At 62.3% G+C, this 20,021-nt stretch carries 18 protein-coding genes; 15 read left to right on the top strand and 3 right to left on the bottom strand.

The genetic code is table 11. The features are described 5' to 3' along the window. Window positions 1-22 precede the first annotated feature (22 nt). The 6 genes from D7S89_RS28360 (at window position 23) to D7S89_RS25605 (ending at window position 6,390) form a co-directional block, all read left to right on the top strand. Window positions 23-1,054, top strand: coding sequence for a DUF637 domain-containing protein (locus D7S89_RS28360; protein WP_425470915.1), 1,032 nt, complete (start codon window positions 23-25; stop codon window positions 1,052-1,054). After that, complete coding sequence (locus tag D7S89_RS27305; protein WP_147426769.1) at window positions 1,035-1,556, top strand: hypothetical protein; 522 nt, start codon at window positions 1,035-1,037, stop codon at window positions 1,554-1,556. Before D7S89_RS28360 ends, D7S89_RS27305 begins: the two co-directional genes overlap by 20 nt. 294 nt (window positions 1,557-1,850) lie before the next feature. Then, window positions 1,851-2,816, top strand: a complete 966-nt coding sequence (locus D7S89_RS25590; protein WP_121281721.1) for an HlyD family secretion protein — start codon at window positions 1,851-1,853, stop codon at window positions 2,814-2,816. After that, window positions 2,813-3,757, top strand: coding sequence for an ABC transporter ATP-binding protein (locus D7S89_RS25595; RefSeq protein WP_121281682.1), 945 nt, complete (start codon window positions 2,813-2,815; stop codon window positions 3,755-3,757). The genes D7S89_RS25590 and D7S89_RS25595 overlap by 4 nt, the downstream gene beginning before the upstream one ends. Next, window positions 3,754-4,902, top strand: a complete 1,149-nt coding sequence (locus tag D7S89_RS25600) for an ABC transporter permease (RefSeq protein ID WP_121281683.1) — start codon at window positions 3,754-3,756, stop codon at window positions 4,900-4,902. Before D7S89_RS25595 ends, D7S89_RS25600 begins: the two co-directional genes overlap by 4 nt. A gap of 54 nt (window positions 4,903-4,956) precedes the next feature. Beyond that, entirely contained in the window at window positions 4,957-6,390 is a 1,434-nt protein-coding gene (locus D7S89_RS25605) for an efflux transporter outer membrane subunit (protein WP_245983289.1), read from the top strand. Window positions 6,391-6,440: 50 nt separating this feature from the next. Here D7S89_RS25605 and D7S89_RS25610 read toward each other — a convergent pair whose 3' ends face one another. Further along, window positions 6,441-6,767: an OsmC family protein gene (locus D7S89_RS25610; protein ID WP_245983292.1), complete on the bottom strand. Its 327-nt coding sequence runs from the start codon at window positions 6,765-6,767 to the stop codon at window positions 6,441-6,443. A 210-nt stretch (window positions 6,768-6,977) separates the two neighbouring features. Here D7S89_RS25610 and D7S89_RS25615 point away from each other — a divergent pair, with 210 nt between their 5' ends. Then, a complete protein-coding gene (locus D7S89_RS25615; protein WP_121281686.1) occupies window positions 6,978-7,370 on the top strand; it encodes a nuclear transport factor 2 family protein in 393 nt (130 codons plus the stop codon). On the opposite strand, the gene D7S89_RS25620 is transcribed toward D7S89_RS25615, so the two are convergent. Continuing rightward, complete coding sequence (locus D7S89_RS25620) at window positions 7,346-8,449, bottom strand: GlxA family transcriptional regulator (RefSeq protein WP_245983295.1); 1,104 nt, start codon at window positions 8,447-8,449, stop codon at window positions 7,346-7,348. The genes D7S89_RS25615 and D7S89_RS25620 overlap by 25 nt on opposite strands. A gap of 160 nt (window positions 8,450-8,609) precedes the next feature. Between D7S89_RS25620 and D7S89_RS25625 the strand changes: the two genes are divergently transcribed. The 5 genes from D7S89_RS25625 (at window position 8,610) to D7S89_RS25645 (ending at window position 14,906) form a co-directional block, all read left to right on the top strand. Then, a complete protein-coding gene (locus D7S89_RS25625; protein ID WP_121281687.1) occupies window positions 8,610-9,854 on the top strand; it encodes a sarcosine oxidase subunit beta family protein in 1,245 nt (414 codons plus the stop codon). A gap of 10 nt (window positions 9,855-9,864) precedes the next feature. After that, on the top strand, window positions 9,865-10,179 hold the full coding sequence (locus D7S89_RS25630; RefSeq protein ID WP_121281688.1) for a sarcosine oxidase subunit delta: 315 nt from the start codon (window positions 9,865-9,867) through the stop codon (window positions 10,177-10,179). After that, complete coding sequence (locus D7S89_RS25635) at window positions 10,176-13,205, top strand: sarcosine oxidase subunit alpha family protein (protein ID WP_121281689.1); 3,030 nt, start codon at window positions 10,176-10,178, stop codon at window positions 13,203-13,205. Before D7S89_RS25630 ends, D7S89_RS25635 begins: the two co-directional genes overlap by 4 nt. Beyond that, window positions 13,195-13,821: a sarcosine oxidase subunit gamma gene (locus tag D7S89_RS25640; protein ID WP_121281690.1), complete on the top strand. Its 627-nt coding sequence runs from the start codon at window positions 13,195-13,197 to the stop codon at window positions 13,819-13,821. The genes D7S89_RS25635 and D7S89_RS25640 overlap by 11 nt, the downstream gene beginning before the upstream one ends. 95 nt (window positions 13,822-13,916) lie before the next feature. Further along, window positions 13,917-14,906 carry an aldo/keto reductase gene (locus D7S89_RS25645; RefSeq protein ID WP_121281691.1) on the top strand — a complete coding sequence of 330 codons (990 nt, stop codon included), beginning with the start codon at window positions 13,917-13,919 and terminating at the stop codon, window positions 14,904-14,906. A gap of 26 nt (window positions 14,907-14,932) precedes the next feature. On the opposite strand, the gene D7S89_RS25650 is transcribed toward D7S89_RS25645, so the two are convergent. After that, window positions 14,933-15,901 carry an AraC family transcriptional regulator gene (locus D7S89_RS25650; protein WP_121281692.1) on the bottom strand — a complete coding sequence of 323 codons (969 nt, stop codon included), beginning with the start codon at window positions 15,899-15,901 and terminating at the stop codon, window positions 14,933-14,935. Window positions 15,902-16,217: 316 nt separating this feature from the next. Here D7S89_RS25650 and D7S89_RS25655 point away from each other — a divergent pair, with 316 nt between their 5' ends. Genes D7S89_RS25655 through D7S89_RS25665 form a run of 3 tightly spaced genes read left to right on the top strand, consistent with a single transcriptional unit; the run spans window position 16,218 to window position 19,985 of the window. Continuing rightward, complete coding sequence (locus D7S89_RS25655) at window positions 16,218-16,673, top strand: (2Fe-2S)-binding protein (protein WP_121281693.1); 456 nt, start codon at window positions 16,218-16,220, stop codon at window positions 16,671-16,673. A gap of 1 nt (window position 16,674) precedes the next feature. Further along, the gene (locus D7S89_RS25660; protein WP_121281694.1) at window positions 16,675-18,942 is read left to right on the top strand and encodes a xanthine dehydrogenase family protein molybdopterin-binding subunit; all 2,268 of its coding nucleotides are present in this window, start codon (window positions 16,675-16,677) and stop codon (window positions 18,940-18,942) included. A gap of 20 nt (window positions 18,943-18,962) precedes the next feature. Then, entirely contained in the window at window positions 18,963-19,985 is a 1,023-nt protein-coding gene (locus D7S89_RS25665; RefSeq protein WP_121281695.1) for an XdhC family protein, read from the top strand. Window positions 19,986-20,021 lie beyond the last annotated feature (36 nt).

Below are 20,021 nucleotides of genomic sequence, written 5' to 3' on the forward strand. Positions count from 1 at the left end.
GGAGGTCGTCGGCCAGAGCTTGGTGTCGGCGACGCTTAATACAGCGGCGTATGGGGGGAGTTTCGGGCAAGCCCTTGAAATGTCGGCAGTGAGCAATGTCGCGGCTGTAGGAGCCGGGGCGATTGGTCAGTTCAATCTCGATCACGGTTTGACTAAGGATGGGCTGCCGGGACAGCTGGCGTACGTTGGCATGCACAGCGCGCTGGGGTGCGCTGCCAGCGCGGCTGAGGGGACGGGGTGTGCGGGTGGGGCCATTGGGGGAGCCATCTCTGCTGCGACCGCCAACGAGATAGCTACGGCAGTTACGGGTGGGCAGGGTAATCCGAGCAGCGCTCAGCTTGCAATGATCACCACTGCCACGACGCTATTGGGCGGTGGCATAGCGGCCGCGTTGGGCCAAGATGTTGCTGGAGCGATGAATGCTGCTGAGAACGAGACCCTAAACAATACGTGTGGGAGCGAAAATCCAAATGGATGCGGTGCTAAACTCGCCGCGGCCGGTGCTATAGCCGGGGGCGCTGTTGGCGTAGCCGGTTCGCTGGGTCTTGATGCGGCGACGGGCGGGCTGAATGTGGTTGCGACGCCAGCGGAGGTGGCGGGCACGTCCGCGCTGGGCGGAGCAATAGGCGGGGCGTTCGGATCTGCGCTAGATTGGTGGTCTGCACATGGTGGGGCAAGCTTCAATTCGAGCGATTCAGAAGCTGGTTCCACCGCGGCCGACGGGAGTAATGGTGCTCAGGGTGGGACAAGTGTGCCGCCGGTTCCCGATGGCTTGGTTGGTGATCAAAGTGACCCGAGGGCTGGTCCCAACAAGGGCGGTAAACGGCATACCAGCGGTCCTCTCACGCCAGAAAACGGTGGGACCGGTGACTACGAGCGAGACTTGGAAACGCTGACTGGGGGGACACGGCCTTGGCAACCTGGCGACAAGGCTCCACCTGGAAGTCAGGTCGGCCAAAACGGCATCTTTGGGCGACCACAGAATTCGTCGGGTGGAAAAAGTATCGATATTCCGCCGAATGGGAATAAACCACATGAAACCCTTCATTACTGATGCATGTAAGGATGGTCGCTGTACGCTCCCTTTCCAGTTCGAGGGAGTGGAGCGTGAGCGGCTCGAACATATGTTGGTGGGTAACTGCATTGTTGCTTACGCGTTGCCTGATGGCCACTCGCTCGAGGGTGCATGGCAATGCCGCTTTATTTTAGCGGATGGTGGTATTCTCGAATTTTCTTCCGCATGCACGGTCGTCGACGGCTGGCAGGAAGTTGGGAGCTTAAATATAAGGTGTATCCGCGGTGAAGCCGATCTAAAAGGTGATATTTTCAAAAGCATCTTGGTGGGGAGGTTTTGCATCGACGCTGTTGAGTGCCTCATCTATGAGGATCCGAGTGTGTATTCGGAGTGCGGAGTAATTCTTTATGATTTTTTAGGGAGAGAGTTGATAATTGCTGCTGGCGTTTCTCCAGGGGCCGTTTCGATCAAAGCCCCATTTTCAGATGAACATTTCTCGCCTGAATTTCCTTTAGACAATTATTGTCGCATCGCCCTTTAGCGAAGCAAATATGCACGGGGAGGTTGTGAGCCTGACCGCCGATCACGCGTTGGGTTGGCCGGAGCCTACCCCAATCTTTTGGGGTGAGGCGGAGCCAGCAGCAAGACAGTCTGTAGGCCAACGTTACCCACCCCACACGACCCCATTCCCCACCTTGATTTAACTAACCAGCCAATTAGACTGGATCCGATGAACCGGAATGCGCTCGCCTTGCGTAAGCCACGGGGCGGCCGTCGCACTGCGGCGGACATCGGCCGCGCGTGCGCGCCACCCGGCTCTCTCCTCGAACAGGCCATGACCCATTTGCGTGTCATGGCTGCCCGCCTTTTGCCTTGCGTCATTACCGTAACGCTCGGTGCTTGCCACCAAGCAGCCACCCCCAGTTGGCAGGGCTATGTCGAAGGCGAATATGTGTATCTGGCGTCGTCCCAGTCTGGAACGCTCACGCAGTTGTCCGTGCAGCGAGGCCAAACGATCGCACGAGGTGCCCCTGTCTTCGCACTCGAATCGATCGATGAAGCGGCCGCCCTGCAACAGGCTCAACACCAACTAGCATCGGCACGCGCGCAGCTTGCCGATATCCTGACGGGCAAACGGCCCCCCGAAGTTAACGTCACCAAGGCCCAGCTCGCGCAAGCCGTCGCCAACGCGCACAAGGCGTCCCAGCAGCTCACCCGCGACGAAGCGCAATACCGCGCCGGCGGCATCCCAAAGGCCCAACTCGACGATTCCCGCGCCCAGGCGGATTCAACTGTCGCCCAAGTTCGCGAACTGACAAACCAAGTCACCGTCGCAAACCTACCAGCCCGTTCGCAACAAATCCTCGCCCAGCGCGCCCAGGTCAACGCCGCCCAAGCCGCAGTCGACCAAGCGCAATGGAAATTCGACCAGAAGCGAGTCACCGCGCCACACGAGGGCCTCATCTACGACACGCTGTATCGCGTAGGCGAATGGGTGCAAGCGGGCAATCCAGTGGTGCAAATGCTTCCACCACAAAACATGAAGGTGCGCTTCTTCGTACCCGAATCGGTTATAGGCGGCCTCAAAACAGGCCGTGCCGTACTAGTGCACTGCGACGGCTGCACCGCCGACGTCCCCGCACAGATCACCTTCATATCCAGCGAAGCCGAATACACGCCCCCCGTCATCTACAGCAACGAAAGCCGCGCAAAGCTCGTGTTCATGATCGAGGCACACCCATCGCTAGCTGATGCAACGAAGCTACATCCGGGCCAGCCAGTGGAGGTCACTTTGCAATGAGCGCCCCCCGCAGCCAGTACGCAATCGACGTCCGCAAGCTGAACAAGCACTTCGGCGACAAGCACGTCGTCAGAGACGTGTCGCTCCAAGTGGGCCACGGCGAAATCTTCGGCTTCCTCGGCCCGAACGGCAGCGGCAAGACAACCTCGATCCGCATGATGTGCGGCTTGCTCACACCGGACTCGGGCAGCGGCACTTGCCTCGGCTACGACATCATCCGCGAGAGCGCGCAGATAAAGCGCCGCGTCGGCTACATGACGCAGCGGTTTTCTTACTGGGAAGACCTATCGATCCGAGAAAACCTCGACTTCGTCGCGCGCGTTTACCAGATGCCTAATCGCAAGGAAGCAGTCAACCGGGCACTCGAATCTCTCGGGCTAGCAAGCCGCGCAGACCAGCTGACCGGCGCACTTTCCGGCGGCTGGAAACAGCGACTGGCGCTAGCCGCCTGCATGCTGCACGAGCCACGCTTGCTACTGCTCGACGAACCAACTGCGGGCGTCGACCCGAACGCCCGCCGAGAGTTCTGGGAAGAACTGCATCGTCTCGCGGCAAACGGCATCTCCGTGCTCGTCAGCACGCACTACATGGACGAAGCGGAAAGGTGCCACAAACTCGCCTACATCTCATACGGTACGTTGCTTGCCCAAGGCACGGCAAGCGAAGTGACCGCTTCACAGAACCTAGCTACGTGGGTTGTATACGGTGAACATCTAGCCGTCCTTTCCGAGCAACTACGAACGATGCCGGGCGTCGATCAGACCGTGGTGTTCGGCTCAGCACTGCATGTAAGTGGCAGCGATCACGAAGCGCTCGAAACCACGATCAACCAAATCAGCAAAGACAAAGCCCTACGCGCAGAGCAAATCGAAACCGGCCTCGAGGACGTCTTCATCTACCTGATGAAGCGTTCCTCGGACAGCAACGGAGCGATGCGATGAACGGTAACGGCCGAGTCAGGTTTTCGCTCTCGCGCTGGTGGAGCATCGTGCTCAAGGAGTTCCTGCAACTGCGGCGCGACCGCGTGACATTCGCAATGATCGTCGGAATACCGATTATTCAGCTCACGCTGTTCGGCTTCGCGATCAACACGGACCCGAAGCATCTACCGACAGCCGTGATCATCTCCGATGCAAGCCAGTTTTCTCGCAGCTTCGTCGCGGCCCTCAAGAACTCGGCCTACTTCGACATCGTCGAAACGCTACCAAACGAAGAAGCCGGGCGGCGGGCTTTGACGCTCGGCGATGTGCAATTCGTAGTCAGCGTACCCGTCGACTTTTCACGGAGGCTATTGCGCGGGGAGCATCCTTCATTGCTCGTGGAAGCGGACGCGACCGATCCCGTCGCAATCAGCTCAGCACTCGCCGCAATTCCTGGCCTTGTTCAGCCTGTAGCCGACAAGGATCTCGTCGGGCCGCTGTCCCTTCTGAACGGACGCCCAGCAGCATTTGACGTCACGATCCATCGCCTCTACAACCCAGAAGGGATCACGCAGTACAACGTCGTGCCCGGGCTGATGGGCGTGATCCTGACGATGACGATGGTCATGATGACGGGCCTTGCCGTCACACGCGAACGCGAGCGCGGCACGATGGAAAACCTGCTTGCCACCCCAGTTCAACCACTCGAAGTGATGACAGGCAAGATCGTGCCGTACATCTTCATCGGGCTGATTCAGGTGTCGATCATCCTCTGCGCCGCATTGTTCGTGTTTCATGTGCCGTTCGTCGGCAGCCTGCTGGCGATCTACGTGTCCGCGTTGCTCTTTATCGCAGCGAATCTGACGGTGGGCATCACACTTTCGTCGGTGGCGCAGAACCAGTTGCAGGGCATGCAACTGACGTTCTTCTATTTTCTGCCGAGCATCCTGCTGTCCGGCTTTCTGTTTCCGTTTGCCGGCATGCCGAAGTGGGCGCAGTACATCGGCTCCTTGCTGCCACTGACCTACTTTACGCGGCTCGTGCGCGGGATTCTGCTCAAAGGCGTCGACTGGTCGGAAATGTGGTCTTCCGTTTGGCCGCTTTGCGTGTTCACGCTGGTCGTGATGGGCATCGCATTGAGCCTCTACCGACGCACACTCGATTAGGAACGAGCGATGAAGCCGTTGCCACGTTCCGCCGTTATCGTAGGGTGCTGCAGCATGCTCGTGCTTACCGGCTGCGCCGTTGGGCCGGACTTTCATACGCCGGCTGCGCCCGATACGCAAACGTACACACGCGGCACGCTAACTGCGTCGACGACCACCGCTAGCAGCACCGGAGGTCTGGCCCAGTCGTTCCCGACGGTCGATCACGCATTGCGTGCATGGTGGACTCAGTTTCAGTCCGACGAGCTCAACCAGCTTGTCGGCGAGGCATTGGAATATAGCCCGACGCTTGCGCAGGCGCGCGCAAAGCTCATCGAAGCTCGAGAGAACTACAACGCACAGGCAGGCGCCACGCTGTTTCCGTCTGTCGATGCGAAGTTCTCCGCACAACGCCAAAAGGTTGATCTCGCGTCGTTCGGCATTTCGAACGTCCCGACCCCGGCGCCTTTTACGCTGTATAACGCGTCGGTCAGCGTGTCATATGTGCTCGATGTGTTCGGCGGAAACCGACGCGCACTCGAAGCCACAATGGCGCAGGTCGACTACCAGGCGTTCGAGCTAGAGGCGGCACGGCTCGCGCTTGCGGGCAATGTCGTCGCAACAGTGATCAGGCGGGCATCCGTGTCTCGGCAGATCGAGTTGACTCAACAACTCGTAGATGATCAGGCCCAGCAGCTAGCGATCGTCGAGCGTCGCTACGCAGCGGGCGGCGTGTCGCAATTCGATGTGCACAGTCAGCGCACGCTACTCGAGCAGACGCGCGCCACGCTTCCCCCACTGGCAACACAACTTGCGCAGGCGGATCATCAGCTCGCGATCCTGCTCGGGGTGCCGCCATCGCAAGCGCAATCAAACAACATCAAGCTCGATGAATTGCATTTGCCGGATACCGTTCCGCTTACACTGCCTTCGACGCTAGCACGCGAACGTCCAGACATCCGCGCGTCGGAAGCCCTGCTTCATCAGGCAAGCGCGAACGTCGGCGTGGCCACCGCGAACCTGTATCCGCAGTTTTCAATCTCTGCGGGCGCGGGATCGGAGCGCACGCGTATCCAAGACGTACTCAGCGGCTTGAACATCTGGAACATCGGCGGCAATCTCACGCAACCGATCTTTCATGGGGGAGAGTTGCATGCACGCAAGCGTGCCGCAGTTGCGGCTTATGACGCCGCGCTAGCCGACTATCGGCAGATAGTGCTGCAAGCCCTGCAACAGGTCGCCGACTCGCTGCGCGCGCTGGAGAACGACGCACGCGAATTGAGCGCACGCGATGAGGCAGCGCAGCAGGCGCAAGTCAGTGTCACGATTGCACAATCTCAGTACACGGTAGGCGGCATCAGTCAGCTAGCGCTTATCGACGCGCAGCGTCAGGTATTGCAGACGGCACTCGATCGAACGCGCGCACAGGCAGATCGGCTTGCTGATACGGCGGCGTTGTTTCAAGCGCTGGGTGGGGAGCCGTTGCCGATTGGCGACGATCGACGCTAAGAGGGCACAATGGCGCAAGCGTATCGATCTCTCATGGCAAACCGATCTGGTTACGCGGTCACAATCGCGGCCGGCCTAACCTGTATCGGCTTGCCCAACGTGCGCGCAACCGGGGATGTCCGCACCACACCTTGAACCAACTCTTCCTGTTCCGCAGATAGCCCTGCCGCAAAGCGCAGCGATACGTTGAAGGCGGTTTCGCTGTCGAGGCGGTTGATGGCCACTTCCACTGTCCCCTCGGGTAGGGTTACGCCTGCCCGTTCAGCGGCCATGTCGAGCGACATGCAGACGCAAGCCGCGAGTGCGCTTTCGAGCAGTTCGTGTGGTCGCATGCCCGCATCGCCACCCTTGCTCTCCTTTCGCGTATCTGAAAACACGGTACGGTGTCCGTTACTTACCTCGACACCGTAAGGCGTTCCTAGCCGAGTGGCCGTAACCATGCAGATCTCCCTTTGCAAGATGGCAGCAAGTTACGCCGTCAAGGTTTACCTGGGAAGGCAAATATCTATACTGGTACGCGTTGTGACAGGCTCAGTCACCCTACGCGATCCCGTTGGACTCATTCAAGTTCACAACACACTCTATAAATGAACACTCCCGACACCGAAGTCGTTGAAAAAATTCGAACGTTCTGGAATCTCATGGCGACCAACGACTTCTACTCCGTCGGGCAAGTTCTCGCGGAGGAGTTCACGCTTGAATGGCCGCAGTCCAATGAACGGATACGAGGCGCGGCCAAATTTGCACAGATGAACGCTGAGTACCCTGCGCACGGGCGTTGGCAGTTTACGGTCAATCGTATCGTCGGAAGCGGAAACGAAGCCGTATCGGATGTCAGCGTGACGGACGGCGTAGTTCAAGCTCGTGCGATTTCGTTCTTTACGGTGTCCGATGGAAAAATCTCACGCATCGTCGAGTTTTGGCCTGACGACTATCCCGCTCCAGCTAACCGCCGTCATCTGGTCGAACCCATTTCGTGAGCGTCGGAAGTGCAGGGCGGAGCTTCACCGCCATCCGTGAGCGCGACCACCTCCTCAACCTTCTTCACCCCGGCGTGCCGCTCGCGATACCCAACAGGCGGCACCCCAAACTGCTTCCGAAACTCCCGCCCGAGATGCGACGCATCGGAAAACCCGCAACTCGACGCGATATCCGCCACCGTCCGATCGGAGCTCGTAAGCAACCAGGCAGCTGTGCGTAAACGCACATGCTTGGCAAACGTCTGCGGACTCTTCCCGGTTTGGGCCTTGAACAACCGCTCAAGCTGCCGCGGCGACAAATCGACTTTGCTAGCCAGTTCATCAAGCGGCAGCGCACGCCCAACGTGCTGCTCCATCAACAGAATCGCGCGCTTGACCTTCGGATGCGTGGCCGGCTCCAGCCCTGGCGGGTGCGGTTGCGGCGCATTGCCCTTTTGCATTTCACCAACGAGCAGGATACGCAACGCCTTCTGCACAGTCGCATGATCGAAATGCCGCAACAGAATCGCCGCCGCCACATCGATCGAAGCCCGTCCGCCCGAGCACGTAATGCGCCGCCTATCGATGACGAACAGCCGGTCAGCCACGAGCGCATTGGCATCGGCATGCGGAAACCGTTCGATGAAGTCCCAGTAGTGAAACCAGCTCACGCAGATACGATGCCCGTCGAGCACCCCCGCGCGCATCAGCGCGAATGCGCCAGTACAGATACCAACGAGCGTCGCATTGCCGCGTGCCGCGCGCCGAATGAACGCTAGCGTCTCATCATCGGCGTGCGGCCCGGAATGCAGCAACCCACCAACCACGACGACATAATCGAACGGCTCAGCTTCGTCGAACGTCTCCCACGGCGTGACCTGAATACCGCAACTCGCACGCACCGGCGCGAGCGTCTTGCCGACGACGCTCCAGGCGCAGCGCACAGGCTTGCTGAAGTCGCTGTCGTCGGCCGAGAGCCGCAGCATATCGACGAAGCCCGAGAATGCGGTCAGCGTGAAGTTCGGCAGCAGCACGATGCCGAAGCGGATGCGCTCGTGCGAAGCGGGCGGGGAAAGCGGTGTCGGATCGGCTGCGTTCATGGGGGAATCTAGCGGCAATCGGGCAGCCGCTTGGCGGCGGCGTCCCATGGCGATGGCGGTTTTATTCTATCGCGGGATTTGACGCTTTGATGTACTGAGGTCTGTCGCCGTCGGCCCGCCATAGGGATAGGGCCGCGCACGGCGCGCTTCCGAGAGAAACATGAGCCGCTACTCGATATTCAGCCTGCTGCGCAACGGGTTGTCGTACCACGAGAACTGGGAACGCCAATGGCGCAGCCCCGAGCCGAAGCGCGAATACGACGTCGTGATCGTCGGCGGTGGCGGACACGGCCTTGCCACGGCCTACTACCTGGCCAAGGAGCACGGCGTGCGCAACGTGGCCGTGCTCGAAAAAGGATGGATCGGCGGCGGTAACACCGCGCGCAACACGACGATCGTCCGCTCGAACTATCTGTGGGACGAGTCGGCGGCGCTGTACGAGAAGTCGATGAAGCTGTGGGAAGGGCTCGCGCAGGATCTGAACTACAACGTGATGTTCAGCCAACGTGGTGTGATGAATCTCGCGCATTCGCTGTCCGACTTACGCGAGACGCAGCGGCGCGTGAACGCGAACCGGTTGAACGGCGTCGACGCCGAATTCCTCACACCCGAGCAAATCCAGCAGCTCGAACCGATGTTGAACCTGAACAGCCGCTATCCCGTGCTCGGCGCATCGTTTCAACGTCGCGGCGGCGTCGCGCGGCACGATGCCGTGGCCTGGGGCTTTGCGCGCGGCGCCGACTCACGTGGCGTCGACATCGTACAGAACTGCCAAGTCACCGGCATTCGACGTGAAGGTGGAGCCGTCGTCGGCGTCGAGACGGTCAAGGGTTTCATCAAGGCGAAGAAGGTAGCCGTGGTGGCGGCCGGCAACACGACGACGCTCGCCGACATGGCCGGCATCCGTCTGCCGCTCGAGAGTCACCCACTGCAGGCACTCGTCTCCGAACCGATCAAGCCCGTCGTCAACACGGTCGTCATGTCGAACGCGATCCACGCGTATATCAGCCAGTCCGACAAGGGTGACCTCGTGATCGGCGCCGGCATCGATCAATACGCGGGCTTCGGTCAGCGTGGCAGCTTTCATATTGTCGAAGGCGCGTTGCAAGCGATCGTCGAACTGTTCCCCGTGTTCTCGCGCGTGCGCATGAACCGGCAGTGGGGCGGCATCGTCGACGTGGCGCCCGATGCTTGCCCGATCATCGGCAAGACCGATGTGAAGGGTCTGTATTTCAACTGCGGCTGGGGGACGGGCGGCTTCAAAGCGACGCCGGGCTCGGGCTGGGTCTTCGCCCATACGATCGCCAACGATGCCCCGCACCCCCTCAATGCGCCGTTCTCGCTCGAGCGCTTCTATACGGGCCACCTCATCGACGAACACGGCGCGGCTGCCGTCGCGCACTAAGGAGAGGCACATGCTGTTGATCGAATGTCCGTGGTGCGGTCCGCGTGCCGAATCCGAATTCACTTGCGGCGGACAGGCCGATATCGTCCGGCCGCGTGAGCCCGAGCAAGTGAGTGACCAGGAATGGGGCGACTACCTGTTCATGCGCAAGAACACGCGCGGCATGCACCGCGAGCAGTGGCTGCACACGCACGGCTGCCGCCGCTGGTTCAAGGCGACGCGCGATACCGTCAGCTACGCGTTTCAAGGCTACGAGACGTTCGGCGGAAAGGATGCAAAAGACGCACGAGACGCACGAGACGCACAAGAGGGCAAGCAATCATGACCTGTCAGAAAGACCGTCTCGGCTCGGGTGGGCGCATCAATCGCGCGATCCCGCTCACGTTCACGTTCAACGGCCGCACGTATCAGGGCTATCAGGGCGATACGCTGGCCTCGGCATTGCTCGCGAACGGCGTGCGTTTCGTCGCGCGTAGCTGGAAATATCACCGGCCTCGCGGCATCGTGACGGCGGGCGTCGAAGAACCCAACGCGATCGTGCAGCTCGAACAAGGTGCCTATACGGTGCCTAACGCGCGTGCAACCGAAGTCGAGCTTTACCAAGGACTCATCGCGTTGAGCGTCAACGCAGAGCCATCGATCGAACACGACCGACTCGCGATCAATCAGAAGATCGCGCGCTTCATTCCGGCGGGCTTCTACTACAAGACGTTCATGTGGCCGCGCAAGTGGTGGCCCAAGTACGAAGAGAAGATCCGCGCGGCGGCGGGCCTGGGCAAGGCACCGGATACGGGCGATGCCGATCGTTACGACAAGTGCTTCGCGCATTGCGACGTGCTCGTGGTCGGTGGCGGGCCGGCAGGGCTCGCGGCTGCGTATGCAGCAGGCTCGGCCGGCGCGCGCGTGATGCTCGTCGACGATCAGCGCGAACTAGGTGGCAGCTTGCTGTCGTGCCGCGCGCAGATCGACGGCCGGCCCGCGCTGCAGTGGGTCGACCGCATCGAGGCTGCGCTCGCGCAGATGCCTGACGTGACGGTCCTCACGCGAAGCATGGCGTTCGGCTATCAGGATCACAACCTCGTAACCGTCGTGCAGCGGCTGACCGATCATCTTCCCATTTCGATGCGCAAGGGCACGCGCGAGCTCGTATGGAAGGTGCGCGCGAAGCGCGTGATCCTGGCCACCGGCGCGCACGAGCGGCCACTCGTCTTCGGCAACAACGATCTGCCCGGCATCATGCTCGCGTCAGCCGTCTCGACCTACGTGCATCGCTACGGCGTATTGCCGGGGCGGGAGGCGGTCGTGTTCACGAACAACGACGACGGCTATCAATGCGCGCTCGATCTCAAGGCATGCGGCGCGAAAGTGACGGTCGTCGATCCGCGTGCGGCTAGCGACGGCTCGCTGCCGTCCATGGCGCGTCGTCATGGCGTGACCGTGCTTGGCGGCGCGGTCGTGACCGAGGCGCACGGCAAGCTCTGCGTGTCGTCGGTGCAAGTCGCTTCGTTCGAGAACGGCACCGTTGGTGAGAATCAAACGCGTGTGGACTGCGATCTCGTCGCCATGTCGGGTGGCTGGAGCCCGGTGCTGCATCTGTTCGCTCAATCGGGGGGCAAGGCGCATTGGCACGACGAGAAAGCGTGCTTCGTGCCGGGCACACCCGTCCAGGCCGAGGTCAGTGTCGGCGCGGTAGCCGGCGAATTCAGTCTCGCGCGCGGGTTGCGGCTCGCGCTCGATGCCGGTGTCGAAGCTGCACTGTCGCTGGGCTTCATGGCCGCGACGCGACCTGTTTCGCCGCATGTCACCGAGTTCAAGGAAGCGCCGCTGCTGCCGCTGTGGCTCGTCGGCAACCATGAGCGGGCCGCGCGCGGGCCCAAACAGTTCGTCGACATGCAGAACGACGTGTCGGCGGCCGACATCCTGCTGGCCGCACGCGAAGGCTTCGAATCGATCGAGCACGTGAAGCGCTATACGGCGATGGGTTTCGGCACCGACCAGGGCAAGCTCGCCAATATCAACGGCATGGCCATTCTGGCGCAGGCGCTCGGCAAGTCGATTCCCGAAACGGGCACGACGACGTTCCGCCCGAACTACACGCCCGTGTCGTTCGGCGCGATCGCGGGCCGCGAGATCGGCGATTTCCTCGACCCGATCCGCAAGACGTGCATCCACGAATGGCACGTCGAGCACGGCGCGCAGTTCGAAGACGTCGGCAACTGGAAGCGTCCGTGGTATTACCCGCGGGACGGCGAGGACATACACGCGGCCGTCGCGCGCGAGTGTCTGGCGGTGCGGACGAGCGTCGGCATTCTCGACGCGTCGACGCTCGGCAAGATCGACGTGCAGGGCCCCGATAGCGCGAAGCTGCTGAACTGGGTCTATACGAATCTCTGGTCCAAGCTCGAAGTCGGCAAGTGCCGCTACGGCCTCATGCTCGACGAGAACGGCATGGTCTTCGACGACGGTGTGACGGTGCGTCTCGGCGAGCAGCATTACCTGATGTCGACGACGACGGGCGGGGCCGCACGCGTGCTGTCCTGGCTCGAGCGTTGGCTGCAGACCGAGTGGCCCGATATGAAAGTGCGGCTGACGTCGGTCACCGATCATTGGGCGACGTTCGCGGTCGCCGGGCCGAACAGTCGCAAGGTGTTGCAGAAGGTGTGCCGCGACATCGACTTCGGCAACGAAGCATTCCCGTTCATGACTTACCGCGAAGGCACGATCGCGGGCGTGGCCGGGCGCGTCATGCGCATCAGCTTCTCGGGCGAACTGGCCTATGAAGTCAACGTGCCGGCCAACGTAGGCCGCAGCGTGTGGGAGGCGCTGATGGTGGCCGGCGAGCCGTTCGGCATCACGCCGTACGGCACCGAAGCGATGCACGTGCTGCGCGCCGAGAAGGGCTACATCATCGTGGGGCAGGACACCGACGGCTCCGTGACACCGTTCGATCTCGGCATGGGCGGCCTCGTTGCGAAGACGAAGGACTGCCTGGGCAAGCGTTCGCTGTCGCGCTCCGATACGGTCAAGCCCGGACGCAAGCAATTCGTCGGACTGCTGACCGACGACCCATCATGCGTCGTGGCCGAGGGCAGCCAGATCGTCGCGATCGGTGCGCAGGTGCCCGCCGGAGGCGATGTCGCAGCCGAGCCTGTGACGATGCTCGGCCACGTTACGTCGAGCTACTACAGCCCCATTCTGAAGCGCTCGATCGCTTTGGCCGTCGTAAAGGGGGGCCTCGACAAGATGGGCGAGAAGGTCGCGATCGACATGGCCGACGGCAACACTGTCGCGGCGACGATCTCGAGCCCCGTGTTCTATGACATCGAAGGAGTGCGTCAGCATGTGGAATGAGAACCGAAACGACACGGCGGCGCTCGACACTCGCCCACGACTCGAATCGCCGCTCGTCGGCGCGGCCGATTTGCTTGTCGCGCACGAAGCGTTGCAATCGAAGGCGTTTCGCTTGCGCCAGCGGCCATTTCTCGAGCTCGTGAACGTCCGAGGCGATGCGCGCGACGAGGCATTCGTTGCCGCAGTCGAACGCACGCTCGGTGTTCGTGTTCCCGTGAAGCCGAATACGATCAGGCAGGCCGCGGAGTATGACGCGTTGTGGCTGGGCCCCGATGAATGGCTCGTGCGTTCGGGCGAACCGCGCGCGGCCACACTCGAGCCCAAGCTAAGCGCGGCGCTGGCTGGCGTGTTCGCATCGGTCGTCGACGTGAGCAGTGGTTATACGGTCCTCGAAGCGAGCGGCGAGCGCGTGCGCGATGTGCTGTCTCGCGGTTGTCCGCTCGATCTGCATCCGCGTGTATTCGCGCCGGGCCGGTGCGCGCAGAGCCATTACTTCAAGGCATCGATCATGCTCGTGCCGATGTCCCACGACACGTTCGAGATCGTCGTCCGCCGCAGCTTCGCCGATTACTTCTGCCGCATGATGCTCGACGCCGCGGAGCCGCTTGTATCGTGAGGCCCGCGGAGGCTGAGGACGTGGACGCATGATCGACGCTATCCTGTGAGCATTGCTGCCGCGCAGGGCTGGCGCTCAATTGAGGAGGCATCATCATGCAGTACCGCAAATTCGGCCACACGGGCTTGAGCGTGTCGAGCGTGTGTCTCGGCACGATGACGTTCGGCTTTCAATCCGACGAGGGCGTGTCCCACCGCATCATGGACAAGGCCTTTGAAGCCGGTGTCACGTTCTTCGATACCGCGAACATCTATCCGCTGGGCGGTGGCCCGACCGAAGTGGGGCAGACCGAGGAAATCGTCGGACGCTGGCTGAAAGGCAAGCGTCAGCAGGTCGTGCTCGCGACAAAAGCAGTGGGCAAGATGGGGCCGTTGCCTTGGGAGCAGGGTGCTTCGCGCAGACATCTGCTCGATGCGATTGATGCTTCGCTGCGGCGTCTCGGCACCGATTACGTCGATCTGTACCAACTGCATTGGGACGACCCTGACACGCCGCTCGACGAAACTCTGGCGGCACTCGACACGATCGTGCGTTCGGGACGAGCACGCTACGTCGGCGTCTCGAACTTCCTCGCGTACCGTCTCGCGAAAGCGCTGGGCCGCGCCGACTTGCTCGGCGTGACGCGCTTCGTCTCGGTGCAGCCGCGCTACAACCTGCTGTTTCGTCAGATCGAACGCGAACTGCTGCCACTCGCGGCCGAGGAAGAACTCGCGGTGCTGCCCTACAACCCGCTGGCGGGTGGCTTGCTGACAGGCAAGCATCGCAACGATGTGCCGCCGCCCGAAGGGCGCTTCACGGTGGGAACGGCCGGCGAGGTTTACCAGACGCGCTACTGGCATGAGCGCGAGTTCGCGACGATCGAAGCACTACGAAAAATCGTAGCGAAAACGGGTTTGCCGATGTCGACGATCGCCGTTGCCTGGGTGCTGGCGAATCCGCTCGTCACCTCGACGATTCTGGGTGCGAGCCGGCCCGAGCAACTGACCGACACGCTTGCTGCCGTCGATCTCATGCTCGATCCAGCGCTCAAATCGACGCTGGACGAACTCACTCATGAGTATCGATTCGGCGATGCCACGCGTTAGCCCAACATTTGCGGCATCCCTTGCAATCACTCGATCGCCGCAAACTCGCCATCGAGCGGTACGGCATCCGAAGGCGGCATATCGGTCGTGGTGCGCATCCGCCGTACCTCTTCGATCGGGCTCAGGCCGAACAGCCGCTTGAACTCGCGACTGAACTGCGACGCGCTCTCGTAGCCCACGCGCGTCGCAGCCGTACTCACGTTCACACCGAGCTGCACCATCAAATGGCGCGCATGATGCAGACGCGTCGTCTTCACATACTGCATCGGCGAAGTCGCCGTGACAGCTTTGAACTGCGCATGAAAGACCGCAAGGCTCATGCCGGCCTCGCGTGCGAGCGTTTCGACATCGAGATCGCCGCGGTAGTCGGCATGGATGCGCCGCAGCGCCTTCGCGATGCGGCCCAGTTGATGCTGATGCATGAGCGCCGCGCGGATCATGTCGCCCTGCGCGCCCGCGAGCACGCGATAGTAGATTTCGCGCACGATCGATGGCCCGAGGATTTGCGAATCGGCCGGTGACGCGAGCGATTCGAGCAGACGCAGCACGGTGTCGCTGAGGGTGCCGTCGAGCGGTGTCGCGCATACCGCGCGCGGCTCGTTCGGTACGATCATTCGGCTGTCGTTGAGCGCGAGCAGCAGTTCGGCGATGACCGACAGATCGATCCCGATCGAGATCGCGAGCAATGGCTCCTGTTCGCTCGCCTCCGTTTCGCACTCGAACGGCAGTGGCACGGCGAGAACCAGATATTGCTGTGCGTCGTAGACAAAGGACTGCGACCCCAGATAGCCGCGTTTGCGCCCTTGGCACACGACGACGATGCACGGTTCGTACAGCACGGGCCTGCGTGGTAGCGGGCGATTGACCCGCATGAACTGCACGCTGCCCAGCGAGGACTGCGTGATGCCTTCGGTCGGTGCCAGCGTAGCAAGCAGCTCGACCATGTGCTTCTGTGCGGGGCTCACGGCGGGCGTGTCGGAGGCAGGGCGTGTCATGGCTGGAATGCTTCGTCGCGCGAGAATCGGGCTCAAAAATCTACCACCAAACCGGTTTTTATGCTGGCTGCCAAGAGAATCAGGCAAGCCTTCAAGAGATTCAGGTATTCCCTGCCCGCACTGTGCTCCCTAGCATGTGACGCTAAACCCGATGTCCCTCGGGCATCCCTCGTATCCTGCAGGAGCCTTTCCCATGTCGCGCATCAACGACGCCTATGAGCACATGCTCAAAAAGCGACGTGAAATACCGTTTCGTGATAAATCTAGACGCTCTGCGCCAATAACCAACTCAAGCAGTTCATAGCCTGGAGACGCCATGACCACATTGAACATCAACGGCCAGACGCACACGGTAGACGTGCCCGACGACATGCCCTTACTGTGGGTGTTACGAGATGTCGTAGGCTTGACCGGTACGAAATTCGGCTGCGGCATCGCGCAATGCGGTGCCTGCACCGTGCATCTGGATGGCGCGGCTGTGCGCTCGTGCGTGCTGCCCGTGGCGGCCGTTGCCGGCAAGAAGATCACGACGATCGAAGCGGTGGGCGCGACGCCCGCGGGCCGCAAGATTCAGGAAGCATGGCGCGATCTCGACGTCGTGCAGTGCGGCTATTGCCAGTCCGGGCAAGTGATGTCGGCCACGTCGCTGCTCGCGACGAATCCGAATCCGAGCGATGCCGACATCGATGCGGCCATGACCGGCAACATCTGCCGCTGCGGCACCTACAACCGGATTCGCGCGGCCATCAAGCATGCCGCCAAGGAGGCCTGACATGTCGCAAGGATTCCTTGAAGTCGGTCAGGCACTCACCGAAGACGCGCGGCAGGCGGGTAGATCTGGTGTGTCGCGCCGCGCGTTCCTGAAGTTCGGCATGACGCTCGGTGCGGCGGCAGGCGGCGGCTTGCTGCTTGGTTTCACGTTGCCAGCGGCGGCGCAAACACGCGCAGTGGCGCGTCGCTCCGTGATCGGCGGCGACGGCACCTCGCCCGCGCATGAGCGGGAGCACCCGTTCGCCCCCAACGCATTCGTGAAGATCGACCGCCGTGGTCAGGTCACGTTGATCATGCCGAAGGTCGAGATGGGGCAGGGTGTCTACACATCGATTCCGATGCTGATCGCCGAAGAGCTCGAAGTGCCGTTGCAAAGCGTGATGCTCGAACATGCGCCGCCCAACCAGAAAGCCTACGGCGATCCAGGGTTCGGCGGTGCGCAGATGACGGGTGGCTCGACCTCGATTCGCCACATGTGGGAGCCGATGCGCCACGCCGGCGCGACGGCTCGCACGGTGCTCGTCGCTGCCGCGGCGCAGCGCTGGAAAGTCGACGCGGCATCAATCAACGCCGAGAATGGTGAAGTCGTCCATGCGGCAAGCGGTCGGCGCATCGCGTACGGTCAGCTCGTCGATGCGGCAGCGGCGCTGCCCGTGCCGACAACGGTCGAGCTGAAGGACCCGAAGGACTTCAAGCTCATCGGCGTGCCGACACAGCGGCTCGATTCGCCCGAGAAGGTCGACGGCACCGCGCGTTTCGGCATCGACGTGCGGCTGCCGGGCATGGCCTATGCGGTCATCGTCAATTGCCCGATACACGGCGGCACGCTCGCAAGCGTCGACGAGGCGCCGGCCAAGCGCGTGCCCGGCGTCTATCAGGTCGTCAAGCTCGACGACGCCGTGGCAGTCGTCGCCAAGCACACCTGGGCGGCCAAGAGCGGCGCGCAAGCACTCGACATCAAATGGAACGGCGGCGAGCACGCGACGCTGTCGTCGCAGCAGTTGTCGGCCAACATGGCGCAAGCGGCACAGCGCAACGCTGGCGTCGCGCACAAGGAAGGCGATGCGGCGCATGCGCTCGAGCACGCGAAGACGCGTGTGGATGCCGTTTACGAGCAGCCGCTGCTCGCCCACGCCACGATGGAGCCGATGAACTGCACCGTGCACATGCGCTCCGACGGCTGCGACATCTGGGTCGGTACGCAGGGCCCGGGCCTCGTGCGGGACGTCGGCGCGAAGATTTCGGGTTTGCCGGCCGAGAAGGTGACGGTGCACAACCAGTTCCTCGGCGGCGGCTTCGGCCGTCGGATCGAGGTCGATACGGTCACGCAGGCACTGAAAATCGCCAAGCAAGTGAACGGGCCCGTCAAAGTGCTGTGGACGCGAGAGGAAGACATCCAGCACGACATGTTCCGTCCGTGCTACTACGACAAGCTCTCGGCCGGGCTCGATGCGAGCGGCCGGCCCGTCGCGTGGCAGCATCGCGTGGTGGGTTCGTCGATCATGGCGCGCTTCGTGCCTGGGGCGGTCCAGAACGGCGTCGATCCCGATGCCGTCGAGGTGGCGGCCGATCTGCCCTACGACGTGCCGAACCAGCTCGTCGATTACGTCCGCGAGGAGCCGGGCCCGGTGCCCACGGGGTTCTGGCGCGGCGTGGGCGCGACGCGTGGGACGTTCGTGGTCGAGAGCTTCATCGACGAGCTCGCCGCGCACGCCAAGGTGGACCCCGTCGCCTATCGACGCGCACTGCTGGGCAAGACACCGCGCGCGCTGAATGTGCTCGACGTCGCGGCGCACGCAGCGGGCTGGGGTACGCCGCTGCCCAAGGGGCAAGGGCGCGGCATCTCGGTCATGCACGCGTTTGGCAGCTATTTGAGCGCGGTGGCCGAGGTGACCGTCAACGAGCAGGGTGAGGTGCGCGTCAATCGCATCGTGTGCGCGGTCGATTGCGGCATGGCCGTCAATCCACGCACGATCGAGGCGCAAATCGAGGGGGGCGTGGTGTTCGGCATCACGGCTGCGCTGTACGGCGAGATTACGCTGAAGGACGGCCGCGTCGAACAGAGCAACTTCACCGACTATCGCATGTTGCGTCTCGACCAGACGCCCGTGATCGAAGTGCACCTCGTCAAGAGCACCGAAGCGCCTGGCGGCATCGGCGAGCCTGGTACGTCCGTGCTGGCCCCCGCTGTCACGAACGCGATTTTTGCGGCGACGGGCACGCGCATCCGCAAGCTGCCCGTGGGGCAGCAATTGCAGAAGACGGCCTGACGGGCCAGCACGAGTCGATCATGGACAGTGTGGATCTCGAGGTGCTCAAGGCGAGCGCGCACTGGCTCGACAGCGGGTATCGCGCGTTGCTCGTGACAGTGGTGCGCACATGGGGTTCGTCGCCGCGTCCCGAAGGGGCGTTGCTCGCCGTGCGTGAAGATGGGCTCGTAGTCGGTTCGGTGTCGGGCGGCTGCATCGAGGACGATCTGATCGACCGCGTGCGACGCAGTGGCATCGATACGACGCGGCCCTATACGCTCCAGTACGGGGTGACGGCGCAAGAGGCCCAGCGCTTCGGGCTGCCGTGCGGCGGCACGATCGAGCTCGTACTCGAGCCGCTCGGGCCGTATAGTCGCATTGCTTCGTTATGCGAAGCGATCGAGCATGGACAGGTCGTCGTACGCACGCTCGAACTTGCCACGGGCGCCGTGACGCTCGAGTCCATGGGCGCGGCCGATCGATTGCTGTTCGACGGGGTACGTCTGACGACCGTGCATGGGCCGCGTTATCGCCTGCTCGTGATCGGCGCGGGGCAATTGTCGCGCTATCTGTGCCGCATCGCGCTTGGGCTCGACTATCAGGTGACCGTCTGCGATCCGCGTGAGGAGTACGTCGACGCTTGGGATGTGCCGGGCACGTCCCTCGTGCGCACGATGCCCGACGATACCGTGCTCGCGATGAAGCTCGACGAGCGTTCGGCGGTCATCGCGCTCACGCACGATCCGAAGCTCGACGACTTGGCCTTGATGGAGGCCTTGAAGACGCCGGCGTTTTACGTCGGTGCGATCGGGTCGCGTCGCAACAACGCGGCGCGGCGCGAGCGGCTACGGCAGTTCGATGTGACCGATGCCGAGCTCGCGCGACTCCATGGTCCTGCCGGTATCTACATCGGCAGTCGTACGCCGCCCGAGATCGCCGTGTCGATTCTCGCCGAAGTGACGGCGGCGAAGAACGGTGTAGCGGTGCCGGAACGCATGGGTGTGGCGGCAGCGAAAGAGGCCGAGGCAGCCGTGGCCATGGGCGGGTGCGTGGTGGCCGTTTGATGAATACAGCCGCCAGTTGGTTGGCGGCTGTATTCA

This window comes from Trinickia fusca, assembly GCF_003628145.1.
GTDB classification, from domain to species: domain Bacteria; phylum Pseudomonadota; class Gammaproteobacteria; order Burkholderiales; family Burkholderiaceae; genus Trinickia; species Trinickia fusca.

Coding starts and splice junctions, on each gene's coding strand:
- D7S89_RS25620 (WP_245983295.1), bottom strand. CDS start 8,449: ATGAACGCAGCCGATCCGACACCGCTTTCCCCGCCCGCTTCGCACGAG.
- D7S89_RS25615 (WP_121281686.1), top strand. CDS start 6,978: ATGAACACTCCCGACACCGAAGTCGTTGAAAAAATTCGAACGTTCTGG.
- D7S89_RS25655 (WP_121281693.1), top strand. CDS start 16,218: ATGACCACATTGAACATCAACGGCCAGACGCACACGGTAGACGTGCCC.
- D7S89_RS25625 (WP_121281687.1), top strand. CDS start 8,610: ATGAGCCGCTACTCGATATTCAGCCTGCTGCGCAACGGGTTGTCGTAC.
- D7S89_RS25605 (WP_245983289.1), top strand. CDS start 4,957: ATGCTCGTGCTTACCGGCTGCGCCGTTGGGCCGGACTTTCATACGCCG.
- D7S89_RS25650 (WP_121281692.1), bottom strand. CDS start 15,901: ATGACACGCCCTGCCTCCGACACGCCCGCCGTGAGCCCCGCACAGAAG.
- D7S89_RS25660 (WP_121281694.1), top strand. CDS start 16,675: ATGTCGCAAGGATTCCTTGAAGTCGGTCAGGCACTCACCGAAGACGCG.
- D7S89_RS25665 (WP_121281695.1), top strand. CDS start 18,963: ATGGACAGTGTGGATCTCGAGGTGCTCAAGGCGAGCGCGCACTGGCTC.
- D7S89_RS25635 (WP_121281689.1), top strand. CDS start 10,176: ATGACCTGTCAGAAAGACCGTCTCGGCTCGGGTGGGCGCATCAATCGC.
- D7S89_RS25590 (WP_121281721.1), top strand. CDS start 1,851: ATGACCCATTTGCGTGTCATGGCTGCCCGCCTTTTGCCTTGCGTCATT.
- D7S89_RS25600 (WP_121281683.1), top strand. CDS start 3,754: ATGAACGGTAACGGCCGAGTCAGGTTTTCGCTCTCGCGCTGGTGGAGC.
- D7S89_RS25640 (WP_121281690.1), top strand. CDS start 13,195: ATGTGGAATGAGAACCGAAACGACACGGCGGCGCTCGACACTCGCCCA.
- D7S89_RS27305 (WP_147426769.1), top strand. CDS start 1,035: ATGAAACCCTTCATTACTGATGCATGTAAGGATGGTCGCTGTACGCTC.
- D7S89_RS25645 (WP_121281691.1), top strand. CDS start 13,917: ATGCAGTACCGCAAATTCGGCCACACGGGCTTGAGCGTGTCGAGCGTG.
- D7S89_RS25630 (WP_121281688.1), top strand. CDS start 9,865: ATGCTGTTGATCGAATGTCCGTGGTGCGGTCCGCGTGCCGAATCCGAA.
- D7S89_RS25595 (WP_121281682.1), top strand. CDS start 2,813: ATGAGCGCCCCCCGCAGCCAGTACGCAATCGACGTCCGCAAGCTGAAC.